General features: G+C 67.4%; 16 protein-coding genes. 5 read left to right on the top strand and 11 right to left on the bottom strand.

Going from position 1 to position 13,853, the window contains the following annotated elements:
- Positions 1-325 precede the first annotated feature (325 nt).
- The 4 genes from E0E00_RS07075 to E0E00_RS07060 all read left to right on the top strand — a co-directional run bounded on the left by E0E00_RS07075 (position 326) and on the right by E0E00_RS07060 (position 2,874).
- Positions 326-655 (top strand): hypothetical protein, encoded by a 330-nt coding sequence (locus E0E00_RS07075; protein ID WP_130811844.1) that lies wholly within the window; start codon positions 326-328, stop codon positions 653-655.
- 148 nt (positions 656-803) lie between these two features.
- Positions 804-1,331, top strand: a complete 528-nt coding sequence (gene abiEi / locus E0E00_RS07070) for a type IV toxin-antitoxin system AbiEi family antitoxin (RefSeq protein ID WP_165443601.1) — start codon at positions 804-806, stop codon at positions 1,329-1,331.
- Positions 1,331-2,266 carry a nucleotidyl transferase AbiEii/AbiGii toxin family protein gene (locus E0E00_RS07065; protein ID WP_165443600.1) on the top strand — a complete coding sequence of 312 codons (936 nt, stop codon included), beginning with the start codon at positions 1,331-1,333 and terminating at the stop codon, positions 2,264-2,266. The genes abiEi and E0E00_RS07065 overlap by 1 nt, the downstream gene beginning before the upstream one ends.
- Before the next feature lie 299 nt (positions 2,267-2,565).
- Complete coding sequence (locus E0E00_RS07060; protein ID WP_130811841.1) at positions 2,566-2,874, top strand: hypothetical protein; 309 nt, start codon at positions 2,566-2,568, stop codon at positions 2,872-2,874.
- Between the two features lie 89 nt (positions 2,875-2,963).
- Here E0E00_RS07060 and E0E00_RS07055 read toward each other — a convergent pair whose 3' ends face one another.
- From E0E00_RS07055 to E0E00_RS15375, 5 genes are all read right to left on the bottom strand, one after another.
- On the bottom strand, positions 2,964-3,332 hold the full coding sequence (locus E0E00_RS07055) for an integrase core domain-containing protein (protein WP_130811840.1): 369 nt from the start codon (positions 3,330-3,332) through the stop codon (positions 2,964-2,966).
- 98 nt (positions 3,333-3,430) lie between these two features.
- Positions 3,431-4,231: an IS21-like element helper ATPase IstB gene (istB, locus tag E0E00_RS07050; protein ID WP_242622182.1), complete on the bottom strand. Its 801-nt coding sequence runs from the start codon at positions 4,229-4,231 to the stop codon at positions 3,431-3,433.
- Positions 4,228-5,466, bottom strand: coding sequence for an IS21 family transposase (locus E0E00_RS07045; RefSeq protein WP_130811839.1), 1,239 nt, complete (start codon positions 5,464-5,466; stop codon positions 4,228-4,230). The genes istB and E0E00_RS07045 overlap by 4 nt, the downstream gene beginning before the upstream one ends.
- Before the next feature lie 143 nt (positions 5,467-5,609).
- A complete protein-coding gene (locus tag E0E00_RS07040; RefSeq protein ID WP_130811838.1) occupies positions 5,610-6,413 on the bottom strand; it encodes a transposase in 804 nt (267 codons plus the stop codon).
- A 353-nt stretch (positions 6,414-6,766) separates the two neighbouring features.
- Entirely contained in the window at positions 6,767-7,063 is a 297-nt protein-coding gene (locus E0E00_RS15375; protein WP_371683383.1) for a hypothetical protein, read from the bottom strand.
- 242 nt (positions 7,064-7,305) lie between these two features.
- Between E0E00_RS15375 and E0E00_RS15370 the strand changes: the two genes are divergently transcribed.
- Positions 7,306-7,788 carry a transposase gene (locus E0E00_RS15370; RefSeq protein WP_371683382.1) on the top strand — a complete coding sequence of 161 codons (483 nt, stop codon included), beginning with the start codon at positions 7,306-7,308 and terminating at the stop codon, positions 7,786-7,788.
- A 1,865-nt stretch (positions 7,789-9,653) separates the two neighbouring features.
- On the opposite strand, the gene E0E00_RS07030 is transcribed toward E0E00_RS15370, so the two are convergent.
- The 6 genes from E0E00_RS07030 to E0E00_RS07005 are packed head-to-tail and all read right to left on the bottom strand — an operon-like array spanning position 9,654 to position 13,851.
- Entirely contained in the window at positions 9,654-10,349 is a 696-nt protein-coding gene (locus tag E0E00_RS07030; protein ID WP_130811837.1) for a DivIVA domain-containing protein, read from the bottom strand.
- 60 nt (positions 10,350-10,409) lie between these two features.
- Entirely contained in the window at positions 10,410-10,673 is a 264-nt protein-coding gene (locus E0E00_RS07025) for a YggT family protein (protein WP_242622180.1), read from the bottom strand.
- 13 nt (positions 10,674-10,686) lie between these two features.
- Positions 10,687-11,526, bottom strand: coding sequence for a pyrroline-5-carboxylate reductase (gene proC, locus E0E00_RS07020; protein ID WP_130811835.1), 840 nt, complete (start codon positions 11,524-11,526; stop codon positions 10,687-10,689).
- 7 nt (positions 11,527-11,533) lie between these two features.
- Positions 11,534-12,205 carry a cell division protein SepF gene (gene sepF / locus E0E00_RS07015; RefSeq protein ID WP_130811834.1) on the bottom strand — a complete coding sequence of 224 codons (672 nt, stop codon included), beginning with the start codon at positions 12,203-12,205 and terminating at the stop codon, positions 11,534-11,536.
- A gap of 49 nt (positions 12,206-12,254) precedes the next feature.
- Positions 12,255-12,986, bottom strand: a complete 732-nt coding sequence (locus E0E00_RS07010) for a YggS family pyridoxal phosphate-dependent enzyme (protein ID WP_130811833.1) — start codon at positions 12,984-12,986, stop codon at positions 12,255-12,257.
- 58 nt (positions 12,987-13,044) lie between these two features.
- On the bottom strand, positions 13,045-13,851 hold the full coding sequence (locus E0E00_RS07005) for a polyphenol oxidase family protein (protein WP_130811832.1): 807 nt from the start codon (positions 13,849-13,851) through the stop codon (positions 13,045-13,047).
- Positions 13,852-13,853 lie beyond the last annotated feature (2 nt).

Genomic DNA, 13,853 nt, shown 5'->3' with positions numbered 1-13,853 from the left:
GGACCTCCCCTGCATCCGTCGCGCTCGCCGTCATGGCGGCATTGCTCGTAGGTGCGGGTGCCTGGATGCTCGCTCGTGACGCGGGGGCAGGCGAGGGCGTCCGTGCGCTCGCCGAGGAGTACGGGCCCAACGGGATGGCCGGGAATGCCAGCCAGGTCAACGTGGGTGCAGGCGGCATCGGCTGGGCCTCGCTCGAAGCGGAGAACTCTGACGCCATCGCGTGGCTCGCCGTCTCGGGCACCTCGGTGGATGTCCCCGTCGTGCAGTCAAGCCCGGACGACCCTGACCGCTACCTCTACCGCGACTTCTGGAACGCCTGTCCTATATGTTCCACGACCTCTCGGATGCCTACGAGCAGGGTGCCTTCGACGCCATCGGCGACGCATCCTGGGCGACGCCCGCGGGAGCGACAAGCTTCCGCCCCCCGTGCTCCGCCTCGGTCCACCAGGACGACCCCGACTGGCAACACACGTCCTTCGCGGGGCCCGAGGGGATGCGCGACTGGCTCGCCTGGGCCTGCGACAACTCGACGGCGCGGGCAGAGGGGTACCAAGGGCTCGCCTCGTCGGCCACCCGCACGCTCGTCCTCGTCATCTGCAACGGGCGGCCCTTCCACCCGGACACGCGGACGGTCACGGTGTTGGTGGCGGGGTGAGCCCTAACCCCTAGGGGCGCCCCCGTCGCCATCGGCGCCAGCATGGGCGGCGCGCCACCGCCCGGCAACCCTAGGCAGTTGCCACCCGGTGGCCAATGGTGTACAGTAATCATACAAAAACAGTAGGCATGTATGAAGGATGTCGCCTTTGAAGCAGACTGAGTGCGTTAAAGTCCTCGCGGGGACCGGACGGAGGGTGTTCTTGAAGCGTGACCTGGCGCGTCTGCTGGGTCATGGAGGGGACGTCGCGACGGACAAGACCGTCTCGAGGCTCGTCTCGTCGGGACTGCTCGAGCGGGTCTGCCGCGGCGTATACAGGTTCCCGCTGGCGCCGCCAGTGCCGGGCGTGGCCGACGTCTACCTCGTCGCCTCCGCGCTTCGCCGAGGACAGTACGTGTTCGAGAGTCTCGAGACCGCGGCGTCCGAGTACGGGCTAATCTCGCAGGTCCCCCTCGGTGCTCTGACGCTCATGACCACCGGCAGGGAGGGCACGTTCGACACGGCCTGCGGGACCATCGAGTTCGTGCACACCAAAGCGTCGGTCCCCGAGATCCTTGCGAACACCGTCGCGCGTCCCCGATGCCCCGTCCGCGTCGCCACCGAGGACTACGTCGTGCGGAACCTGAGGCGCTGCGGCCGCGGCGCCGACCTTCTACGGGAAGCGAGGCAACCCTGATGAGCTTGCGCATAGGGGGCGACGGGCTGGCATCCATCGTGGCCTCCGTCACGTCCCGGCCAGACATGGGACTCATGGGCCCGGCAATAGGGAAGGAGGTCGTCCACTATGCGGTCTTCGACTACCTCGACGAGCTGGGGTACCTCGACGACCTCGTCTTCCAGGGCGGCACCTGCCTTAGGGACTGCTACGGCTCCCCCAGGCTCAGCGAGGACCTCGACTTCAACGTCCCCCCGGAGTTCGACCTCGCGTCGCTCGCCGAGATGGGCAATGGCTTGGCACGGTCGCTCGGAGACGCGTTCGAGCTGCGCGTGCGCGTGAAGGAGCCGAGTGTGCGCCGCATGGGCCCCGCCTCGGGAATCCCAATCGCCAAATGGGTCGTCTCTATCGAAACCGACCCGCAGGACAGCTCCCTGCCACTCCAGAGGATCAAACTCGGGGTCGCGAAGGTCCCGGCCCACGACGTGCTCGACCGCTTCCTGCTCGTGAACTACGAGCAGCTTCCTGAATCGCTCGGGGACATCGTCATCAGGGCCGAGTCGCCGGAGGAGATATTTGCGGATAAGGTAGTCTCGTTCGCGGCCTCGAGCTACCTCAGGTACAGGGACATCTGGGACCTCAAGTGGCTCGCCACCCGGCCGGGGCTGGACAGGGGGCTTGCGGAGAGCCTCGTAGGCCTGAAGGTCGAGGACTACGGCATCGGGGAGACCTGGCGCGCATGCGTCGCCACTGCACGCGGGAAGCTCTCGGATGCTCTCGAGGCGGAAGGCTTCGTCGACGAGATTTCGCGGTTCCTACCGAGGTGCGAAGTGGCGCGAACCGCAGGCAGGCGGGCCTGGGTCCGCGCTGCCGTGGGTGTGATTGGCGGCATCTACGACTCCCTTGCCTCCCATAGCCAGCAGCACACCAGGCGCGGCGGTGCGCGGATACGATGACCTCGCCGCCACCTCGGGGCTCGGTCGCACTTGGGCTGCGGTAGCCGGAGACAGGCGCACGCTATAGTCCGATGAGATACCTGGAGCCCATACGTGACGAGTGCCACCTTGTCGCGAAGGTGGGCAGATGCCCCGAGCGCGCGCGGGCACGCCTTCGACAAGATGCGAGCGGCAATCGAGTCCGGGAGGTCGTGCCGATGACTGGCCCGAGCAGCATCGCCCGTACCGACGCCGAGAGTGCAGGATGCCATCGAAATCGAGAGGTTACATGACATGACGTCTGCTGGCAGGAGCAAGCGATGCAGTCGGCGTTCCTGAGGGAAGTCGTGGCGTACCTGGGCGGCACGCTGGCCGGACGCTACGCCCTAATCCACGAGGCCACAGCCATGGCATACGGCCTCGGCGCCGCCGCCGTCCCAGCTGCCGTCGACGTGCTCGTCGGTGACGAGGGCAGCGGCAGGCCCTCGGGGTCGTTCGAGGGCGTCCCCCTGCGGGTGTGGGCCCACGTCTCAGGGATTACGCTCGATGACGACTCGCTCGTGTGGAATCTTGACTACGGGGTCTACGTGCCCCGGCCGGAGCTCACGCTGGAGGCGATCGAGCTGTGAACTGGCTGGGTTCGTCCGACACGGATTGGCGTTTGCTACCGAAAGCCCCTGCCTGATGGTGTCCCAAGCTTAGCCGCCCTTGTCTCCCACTAGGCCGCCCTTTCCCCGATTCCCTCGTAGTACCAGTCCGCGGGCGTGTCGTACCCCAGCGACTGGTGAATCCTGCGGTCGTTGTAGTAGCCCACGAACTCGGCCACGAGGCGCTCCAGCCCCCTGGGCGTGGAGCACTCGTGGACCCTGAGCCACTCCGACTTCAGGCTTCTGAACCACCTTTCCATCAGCACGTTGCCCCTCCAGCGGGCCCTGCCGTCCATGCTCTGCGTGACGTGGTTGCCCTCCAAGAGCCCCACGTAGGCGTCGGACCCGAAGACCGAGCCCTGGTCGGAGTTCATGACCGAGGGGGTGCCGTGCTCGCGGAAGGCGTCCTCCACGCACCTGACGACCTCCTCGGCGCGCATGGTGTCGGAGAGCCTCCAGCTGTTGAAGTCAAGATAGATTTCACCAGACTAGACAGCGAACCGCCCCCATCCGCACCAACGCACATTCGCCAGTCCCGTCACCGCGGGGCGCCGGAATCGGCGACCACTGCCGGCGAGGCCCTGTCCTGCGGCGCGAGGTCCTTGGTCCCGTAGGACCTCCCCGTCATGCGTACCAGGTGGCAGTGGCGGCAGAGCCTGTCCGCTATCGCCGACGCCACGACCGGGTCCCCGAAGACCTTCGCCCACGACCCCATCCCCACGTTGGCCGTCACGATGGCCGACCTCCTCTCGTACCTCCTCGAGGTCAGCTGGAACAGCAGGTCCGCGCCCTGCTTGTCCACGTCCAGGCAGCCCCCCTCGTCGACGATAGGCAGCGACGGGTGGGCGTAGAGGCGCAGCCGCCTCTCCAGCTGGCCCTTGCCCGCGGCGTGCGCGAGGTCCGAGACGAGGCGCCGGCAGTCGGTGAAGTAGGTGGGCTTGCGGGCGCGGATCGCCTCGACCCCCAGCGCCACGGCGATGTGGGTCTTGCCCACGCCGGGGCTGCCGACGAGCACGACGTTCTCGTGGCGGTCGAGGAGCCCCAGCGTCGCGAGGTCCTCGACCACACCCCTGGGGACCGACGGCTGGAACGAGAGGTCGAAGTCCCTGAGAGCCTTCACGTGGGGGAGGCTCGCCTTCTCGACTCTCCTGTCCAGGTCGCGCTCCCTCACGGCGGCGACCTGCGCGCCGGTCATCTCGAGCAGGGCCTCGGGGAACGGCTTCGCGCCCGTCGCGACCAGCCTCGAGTACTCCGGGGCGGAGGAGGCCATCGCGTCGAGGCCGAGCTCCTCCAGGTTGCCGCGCATGCGCTCCGGCACGCTGCCCTCCGGGCCGGTCACGACCCCTCGCCCCCTCCGGGCCCGCCCAGCAGCTCGAGGTTGCGCCTGGCCTGCGCCTCTATGTCCGCGTCGCCGCCCCAGCGCTCGTCCGCCACCGCCTCGGCGCAGTCGCCCTCGCGGTAGGCTACCGGCCCTCCCGGGGCGGCGGCGTCGTGCGCCGCCACGAGCCCCCCGCCGTCGTAGGCCCTGAGGCGCCCGCCCGGCTCGAGCAGCAGCCTCACGCGGCGCCCCATGCACCCCCTCGGCACCGGGAACTCGCGCCCGGCGCACCTGACGAGCATGGTGGCGGGCACCACCTGCCACGGCACGCCGCCCACCAGCGCCGAGGGCACCGACTCGCGGGGCATGGGCCCCAGGGCCCCCCTCTCCCTCCGGAAGAGCGGCTCCGGCGGCAGGCCGGTCGTGCGGTTCGGCTCCTCGTTGCTCCTCGCGCGCACGCGCGCCATCGCGCGGTCGAGCCCCTCCCAGCCCTCGAAGTCGCCCTCGCAGGCCCCGAGGCGCGACAGGAGGCGGCTCGCGCCCTCGTCCCTGCCCTCGGCCTGCGGCGTCCCGGCCCGGCAGAGCGCGAGCCCGCGCCCCGCCTCCCGCGCGAAGGCGGCGCCGCGCCCGTCCCGCGGGCGCCCCCCGTCGCCGCCGACCGCCGCGACGGCCGGCACGTTGTCCGCGAGCCGCTGCCGCGGCACGCCGCCCAGCCAGCGGATGTCGTCCGCCATGCAGGCCAGCAGGTCGTCCCTGGCCCTGGTCGGGGACCGCACGAAGTGGTGCATCCGGGACCATCCGAGCGTCGAGGCGTACGCGTCGAAGCGGTACCCGCGGCCGGAGCGGTCGCGCATGGTGACGCCCTCCTTCCAGTCGGACTGCAGCTGCTCGCCGGGCGCCGTCCCGAACCTGGGGTGCGCGTCCGGCGCGCCGCCGCGCCCGACGGCTATGCCGCGCCCCCTCAGGTGGCTCGTGAAGGCGTTGTGGCCCGGGACCGGCGGCTCGTCGCCCGCGTGACGCTCGAGCAGCAGCTCGTGGGTGCCCTTGGCCGTGGCTCCCGGCAGCGCCGCCTTCTCCTCGATCTCGTCGCGGCAGCGGTCGAACCCGCTTTGCCGCCCGTGCCTGCCGTCGTCCGGCGAGGGCCCGCCCCCGTTCCAGTACTTCGAGACGGTGTGCCCGTCCGCGCCGTACCTCCTAGCGACCTCCGAGAAGTTCGGCTTGACGCCGCACTCCCTGTCCGCGTTCAGCCCAGCCATGAGGTTCCTCTCCAAGGCCCCCACCCCTCTCCGTCGTCGGTTCGGGGCTGAGCCTAGTTGGTAAAGGTGGTGAAACCACGCTGGTTTGGCTGGCGCATTCGCGCTGGTCGGATTGGGGCGCGTGTTGGTCAATCTGGTGAAACCTAAGCTAGCGCTATCATCCAGCCCACTATGCAGCGGCCGTGCCAGTCGATCACGGCGGTGAGGCGCGCGTGGCGTCCCCCTATCTGGACGTAGGCGATGTCGGTCGACCACACCTGGTCGGGGAAGTCCATCCTCTTCCCCCCGAGCAGGTACGGGAACCTCCTCGAGGCCTTGGACGGCCTAGAGAGCGAGGGCAGCGGGCAGCACGGCCTCACGTTCGTCTCGCGCATCAGCCCGGTGGCGCGGTGGCGGGTGACGCGCTCGCCGCCCGTCGAGGGCTGCCGGGCGATCTTGCGGGCACCGTAGGCGGGGTTCTCGAGGTGGATGCGGTCGATCTCGGCCATCAGGTGCTCGTCGTCCGCCGAGGGCGTCCCGGACCCGCCCCGGTGCCGGTAGTGGGTGCTGGAGCGGGCGACGCCCAGGGGCTCCGAGGCGCGCTTCCTGGTGACGCCGGCATGCCCACCCGCGGCCGCCAGGGACCTCTCCCGGGTCGTAGCCGTACTCGTCGCAAGACCGGCGGAGGAAGTCGCGCTCGACGGCGGGCTGCCCGATGTTCCCCGGCAGCTCGTCGTGCTCCTTGGCAGCGGCTTCCCCCTGGCCCCTCTCTCGCGCTCCTGCTTGGTCTTCCCGAAGACGTCGGCGGCGCCCTCGCTCAGCAGCTGGTCCCTCCACTCGGCCGCCAGCGACGGCGCTATCCCGTTCTCGCTCGCCACCTCCGAGAGCGTCTTGTCGCCTCTGATCACGTCGAGGGCGACCCGCATCTTGAACTGCGGGTCGTACCTCCTCTTGGTCGTCCTGCCCATGTCCCGAAAGCCCCCTTCCGTGCCTCCTGGCACATTGTCGGGCTTTCGGTAGCCTTGGCTCAAGCGTGTCTAGACGATATGTAGCGGGGCAGCCGGAACCTCGCTCGTGAAGCAAGGGCCCTCTTCGGGGCAACGTGGGCTAGGCTTTCAGCTGTCTCGGCAGGCTTACCACATTCACAGAAGGTCCCGGCCATGATCTATCGTACCAGCATCGGACTCGACGTACACGCGCGCTCCATCGCCTCAGCCGCCTTCGTCCCGGAGACGGGGGAGGTCATCGAGAGGGGCTTTGCCTACGACCCGGCGACCGCCACCGAGTGGGCCAGGGGGCTGCCGCAGCCCGCCAGGTGCGTCTACGAGTCGGGACCGACGGGCTTCGGCCTCAAGAGGAAGCTTGGGGCGGCGGTCGTCGAGTGCGTCATGGGGGCCGTTTCCAAGATGCTGCGCCCGGCAGGGGACAGGGTGAGGGCCGACAGGCGCGATGCCGTGTTCCTTGCGCGCATGCTCGCAGTGGGGAACATCGTCGAGGTCTCGGTGCCGACGGAGGCCATGGAGGCGGCCCGCGACCTGGCGAGGGCCCGCGAGGACTGCAGGTACGGCCTGATGCGCGCCAGGCACCTGCTCTCGAAGCTCCTGCTCAGGAAGGGCATCGTCTATCCGGGGAAGAGCCCCTGGACCAAGGCGCACCGCGAGTGGCTCTCGGGACTCGCATTCGAGGACGCCGCGGAGCAGCTCGCCTTCGCCGAGTACCTGGAGGGCGTGAGGTCGCTGGGGCTCAGGCGGGGCAGGCTCGACGAGGCGACATCGGAGCGCGCGGAGGAGGGGGGACCTCGCCACCGCCGTCAGGGCCCTCAAGTGCATAAGAGGCATCTCCACCGTCACGGCCTTCTCGGTGGCCGCCGAGGTCGGCGGCTTCTCGCGCTTCCCGACGGCCCGCTCGTTCATGTCCTTTGTGGGGCTCGTGCCCTCGGAGCCCTCCAGCGGCGAGACCGTCTTCCCGGGGCAGGATCACCAGGACGGGCAACGGCCACGCCAGGACGCCCCTCGTCGAGGCGTTCCGGCACCATGCGAGGCCCTACGGGGCCCTCTCGCCGACGGCGGCGTCCGATGCGCGGGGCGCGCCCGCCCGGATTGTCGGGGAGGCCACCCGGGCAAGCCGGCGCCTCCACGAGAGGCGCGTGCACCCCAGGGGACGCGGAGAGCCCGCCAACGTCGTGAGCACCGCCGTGGCCCGAGAGCTCGCCGGCTTCGTCTGGGCGCTGGCGCGGGTGGCGACCTGACGCAGACGTTCCCCGGGCGCCTTCCCGCTTCGATGGCGCGTGGGACAGCCCGCGAGGGCTCCATGCGCAGCCTTCCCGGCCACGCGCGATCCTAGGCACGCGGAACTACCCAGCCGAAGGCATCGGAATGCGTTACCCAACGCGCGGATATCAGACTCGCAGTCGTGCGTCGAACCAGACACGCCGGATGGCGGCAGGCGCCCGGAGGACCATATGGGAAACGACCCCAGCTCCGAGAAACTCGGAGTCGGGGCCGTTCTGCCTCTTGACAGGGTAAGCTACATATCAGAGCTAGCCAGCCACATCATCAGGCGGGTGCCACTGGAACAGCCGCCGTGGCGATTCGGCCCCGCATCAGGGAGCCGGTCGACCCACAGGCACGGGCATGCCGGCTGACAGGGCCTCACGATATCGCGAGGTGGTGAGGCCTCATCCGTCATGACCATGCGACAGGATTGGGAGTCCATCATGGGAAGCTTCCGGGGTAGACGACCTATCGTTCACCAATCTGTACCGGTCTGTAGCATCCCAGGTAGGCCGTTTGCCGTATTTCCCGTAGCCCAAGGGAGGGGCCGAAAGGGGAACTGGCCGCCTGCCTGGCGATGCTTCGAGAGGGGAGATTGCCCTGGCACCCGGACCATGGGGTCCGGACGTTGACAGCGGGCTGTCAACGCCTGGCTCGGTAACCTATCTCGCCACACGGAAGACGCGCGGCCTGCCCCCAGTCTCCTTCACGAGAAGCCCCGAACCAGCCATGGAGCCGAAGGAGCCTGCACGCGGTGTAGTCCTTCTCGCCCAGGAGTGCAGAGGCCTCGGCGGTCGTAATCTGCCCGTGCCCGCGAGCGTACACGAGGGCGCGACCCCGCACCGTCTCACTGCCCGCCTCGTTCTGCCCGTACGCGGCGACGATGCCCTCCTGACGGGCGAGAGCACGTGCGCACTGCCACTCCGCTTGAATATGTCCACGGGAACGTCCTGCTCGCCGCGGACGCGCCTGATGCGCTGCAGGCCCGTGCCATAGGCCCGATATTACCCTAGCGGTGCAGCATGCGATGAGAGGGGTTGCGCGACCTTGGGTTGCCCTCTTGTCGACTCGAATCGATTCGTCGTGGTGTCCCTGCTGCGGGCGATGACCGGCGTCGATGAGCCCCCACCTCCTCATGCCCCTTGCCTCCAGGCCATCACGGCCAAGGGAATGACCGAGCAGACAATGAGCAGTACCCCAAGGGCCCGGTTTCTCCTGGCTGCACTGGAGTCTTCTGCGGGCTTGCCGTCGGACTGTGCGGTGCCCCGAAGGAGGTAGACGACGCCCAAGGCCGACGCCAGGACGTAAGACAGCACGCTTTGCCGCAAGAACGCTAACGCTATGAAGGCCAGCCACAGCGCATCGCACAACAAGGATGACAACTTCGTCTTCATGTCCCCTGCCATTCTGGGTGCTGGCGCACGCTGCGCCAGCACCTGAATTCGCATGCCTAAGATGCCCTCTGCATGGCTGTCCCTTTCGAGGGTTGCCCTGGAAGTAAGTTAAAACTTACTTCCAGGGCAAACCCTACTCCTTCTTGGGACTCCACCGCCGGTTTCGCTCGGCGAACGAGTCGATATCCGCCGTGAGGGATGATGAGGCCTCCGTCATCGGTTGAGCCATACCCTGCGCCCGTCCCTACCCGAGCGCTAGCGTCCCCCGCCATCGCGTCTCGCATGCCCCTTCTCACCGCTCGTGGCGCGAGCGCACGGTCTCGGATGTTGCGCTCGTATGCTCAAGAACACACTTCCATAGAGTGCACGCAGATTCTATACACACATAATGACCACCAAGGCCCACCGAGATCGATGTCCCGGTAGGCCCCATCGTTAGCGCCGAGCCATCTATTGCAGCACCAGCAGGACTACCTCGACCCACCAAAAAGGAGGCAAGGGAAAACTCCCCTTGCCTCCTACAGGTTACGCTGGCTATGCGCTAGTCCAAATCCCCGAAGTCGGCCTGGAACGACGCATTCGACGAAACCGTGGAACCGGCAGACGGTGCCGGCACCGCAGGGGCGTTCACCGCCGAACGCGGCGAGGCAGAGACTGCACCAGAGCCGTTGGGCGTCGTAGAGAGCGTCTGCTGCGGGAAGACAGAGTCCGCATCGTCCATGAAGTGCTGCAGGAGCTTCTTGTACTCGCCGCGGAAGTCCTCACGGGACTGCTTGAGGCGGTCAATCTCGTCCAACTCGTTCTGCTTCTCGGCAAGGGCCTGGCGAATGACCTCACGGGCCTTCTGGTCGGCCTCGTTGCGGATGCGCTCGGCGTTATCGCGCGCATCGGCAACGAGCTTGTCAGCGCTCTGCTGAGCAACGATGAGCACGCGAGAGATCTGGCTCTCGGAGGCAGCCAAGTCGTCCTGCGCCGCGGGAACGGGTGCGGCGGGCGTAACCTCCATGCGCTCGGGAACGGCGTTGAGCTGGTCCTCGAGGCTGGCAACCTGCGCCTGGGAGGCGGAGAGCTGCTGCTCGGCGGTGTTCAGGCGACCCTTGAGGTCTGCGATCTTCTGCAGCATCGCATCGACCTCGCCGGAGATCTGCTCGAGGAAGGCATCAACCTCCTCGGGGTCATAGCCGTGCTTTGAGGGAGAGAAGGTCTGCTGCTCGATATCTGCTGGTGTGATTGCCATCTTTGTCCCTTTCACTTCGACTCGTCGCCTGAGGCCCATGCCCGACAAGCGGCAATGACGCTACAAAAGTATAGCCAGAAGCAGTCGCTCTATGGCCTCAAGAGCGAATATTGCCACAATGGGCGAAAAGTCTATACCGCCGAGTGGCGGAATGAGACGACGAAAGATGCCCAGCCACGGTGCCACAAGCGCGCCAATCGCGGCGCGAAAGTCGTTGATCACACCGGAGCCACGGGGAATCCACGACAGGACGCACCAGATTATGATCAGGATGTTATAGACGCGGAAGAGCTGGGCAATTACGTTGGCTATCGTGTAGTTCACGTGGTCCTCGCTGTCAGTTGTCGGTGGTGTCCGTGGTGCCTGCCGCCTCTGAGAGCTCACGGGTACGTCGCAATGCCGCATCGACGCCCGCACAGGCGACCTCAAACATACCCGACTCCATCGCGCGCAAACCCGCAGCCGTCGTGCCACCAGGAGATGTCACTTTCTCCATATATGCACGCGGGTGCTCGCCCGAGGCCAGGAGCTGCTCGGCCGCGCCACGCATCGTCGACAGCACAAGCTCTCGGCAAGCCGCCGCAGGAAGGCCGCGCTCCACGCCAACACGTGTGAGGTCGTCGACGAGCAGGGCCACGTACGCAGGGCCGCAACCCACCACGGCACCCTCGGCGTCAAGCTGGTCTTCGCGCAGCACCACAGCGCTTCCCAAGGCCGAGAAGACTGCCAGTGCAAGCGCCAGGTCCTTCTCGGTTGCACGAGAGCCCGGGCAGACGGCCGTCGCGCCCGAAAGCACCTGTACGGGCAGGTTGGGCATGGCGCGCACCACGCGAGAGCCCCTAAGCGCAGCCTCAAGCGAGACCATCGAGACGCCCGCCGCAATCGAGATCACAAGGCGATCAGACATCCCCTCGGTGTGCTCGGCAAGAACGCCGGGGAGAATCTGGGGCTTCACGGCCAAGACCACGACATCGGGGTCTTGGGCGAGAAGCTTGTCGTTCTTGGTGAAGGTCTTGATACCAAGCTCTGCCAGAGGCTCAAGCTTGCCCTTTGAGGGATTGGCGACAAGGACGCGCTCCGGCGCCGCAGTGCCCGAGACCACAAGCCCACGCGCGATGGCAGCGCCCATGGAGCCTGCGCCGATGATGCCTATGGTCTGTTCGATCTTCTCGGCCATGAGACGCCTAGGCCTCAAGGTCACCATCGGCGACAAGCTTGTCGATGTCGCCCTGAGCGAGCTCGATGCCGGCAGGCAGCACCGCGAAGACGCGGTCGCCGAGCGCCTCCACGGAGCCGGCCACGCCGTAGCTCAGACCATAGCAGAAGTCGAGGATGCGCTTGGCAGTCTCGATGTTGGTACCCTTAAAGACGAGGATGACGGGCTGGTTGGTGCGGACGCGCCTCACCACGGACTGCACGTCGTCGTAGGAGACGGGACGCAGCACGTAGGGCGGCAGCTGGCCCGAGGTCACGCGTGCAGAAGAGCTACCACGGCCAAGCTCCGCGGTTGCGGAGGGGCCGCTCGGCGCCGAAGGCTCATAGGTGGGCCGGTAGGTAGGCTCGGGTGGCTCTGCGTACGATGGGCGCGGACGCGTCTCGCGCTGCTCGCCATAGCCGGCGGCGGGGTTCTGCGTCACGGGACGGCCCGAGCGCGTGTAGACCGAGACGCTCTCCGCCTCGGGGCGCGAGGTGTTGCCCAGAAGCTTAGTCGCAGAACCCGTGGGGCGGCGCTCGCCATATCCGCGCTCACGGTCACGCTCGCGCTGGTCATCGTCACTCTCGTAGTAGTCGTCCTCGTAGTCGTCGTAGTCGTCGTCCCTACGGAAGCGATCTCTGATGTTGTCGAGGAAGCCCATGATTCCCCCATCCGTTTTGCGGGACCCAACGTCCCATGCCTTTTCCAGATTAACCCAGGACGTAGCTGGGGTCGAACACCGTTCTACCAAGTCGCACGATTGTCGAGCCCTCCTCGACCGCAATCGGGAAGTCGTCGCTCATCCCGCACGAAAGGATTGGGAACTCCAGCCCGCCGCGCTCGGCAAGCTCGTCGCGCAGGTCTCTCAGGCCCGAGAAGGCCCTTCTCGCCGCATCCGTGTCATGTGCCGGCGCCATGGTCATGAGGCCGCGCACGCACATGGCGGGCAGCGCGAGGATGCCTTCGAGCGCCGTGCGAGCCTCGTCAGGCGAGAAGCCAGACTTGGACTCCTCCCCCGAGACGTTCACCTCGAGAAGCACGTCGCTGGTCACGCCATGCGAGACGCCACGCTTGGAGATGGCCTCGGCAAGGTGGGTCGACGACACCGAGTGGACAAGCGCTACGTTGCCCACGACTTCGCGCACCTTGTTTGTCTGCAGGTGGCCGATCATGTCAAAGCGCGCGCCTGCCATCTCGGGATACGCCGCGATGCCTTTGAGCTTGCGCACCAGCTCCTGGGGGCGGTTCTCGCCAAAGGCCCTATACCCCGCCCTCCAGGCGAGGTCGACCTGTGGCACGCCTACGGTCTTAGAGACGGCGAGAAGCGACACCTCGGCCGGATCGCGCCCGGCACGAGCGGCAGCCTCGGCAATGCGCTGGAGGATCTCCTCCCTGCGCTCCGCGAGAAACGCCGCGTAGCCCTCTTCCTCTGTACCGTCCATCAACGCGACCAACTCCCATGAAAGTTCGAGACTCAATACCCCGCCAGGGGCTCACACGCTACTCCCCCACCATCACGGCCAAGGCACCATGCCGCCCGCACGAGCCGTGCTCGGCCCGGTACGAGAAGAACCTCTCGGTTGCCGAGGCGGTAGAGACGTCGCAGACGACAACGGATGACGAAGGAACCCCAGCATCGACGAGCGCAGCCGTCACGGCGCAACCAAGGTCAAGGTTTCGCCCCCCTGCGATGACCCCAGGGCCAAACTCTGCCGAGAAGCGCGCTCCAAGCTCGGGGGAAACCTCGTAGTCCCCGCAACCGATATGCGGACCCACGTAGGCAAGGACCTCGGAGACAGCGACCCCTGTCTCCTCGGAGAGGACGCGCGCGGCCTTCGCGCTGATGCGAGCGATGGTCCCCCGCCAACCAGAGTGCACCACGGCAAAGCCGCCCGGCGAGACGAGAACCACGGGAACGCAGTCGGCAAAGCAGAGAAGGACGGGCACCTTGGGCACCGTACAGACAATCGAGTCGGCACCGCCTGCGGCATTCCTCTGTGCAGCGCGGACGGCATCCGCATCCGAGGAGCGCACGCACACGACTCTGTCCCCGTGCACCTGGCACGGGTTCACCAGCGCGTCGCCGTATGCCTCGGCCCCCAAGGCGACAAGCGCGCGACGGCGGTTCTCGGCCACGCACGAGGGATCGTCTCCGCAGGCACACCCCAGGTTGAGAGAGGAATAGCACCCGCTTGATACGCCACCCGTGCGCTCCGTGAATGCGAACGCGACCCCCTGGGGGACAGAGACGTCCCCCAGAAGGGCCACGCCATGCGACTGGTACCTTGTGAGCGTAGGCTCGGACATGG

Origin of the sequence: Olsenella sp. Marseille-P4559 (genome assembly GCF_900605015.1) — a bacterium.
Lineage (GTDB): Bacteria > Actinomycetota > Coriobacteriia > Coriobacteriales > Atopobiaceae > Tractidigestivibacter.
Note: the sequence above shows the minus strand (reverse complement) of the source record. Positions and strands in the feature narration are given on the sequence as shown.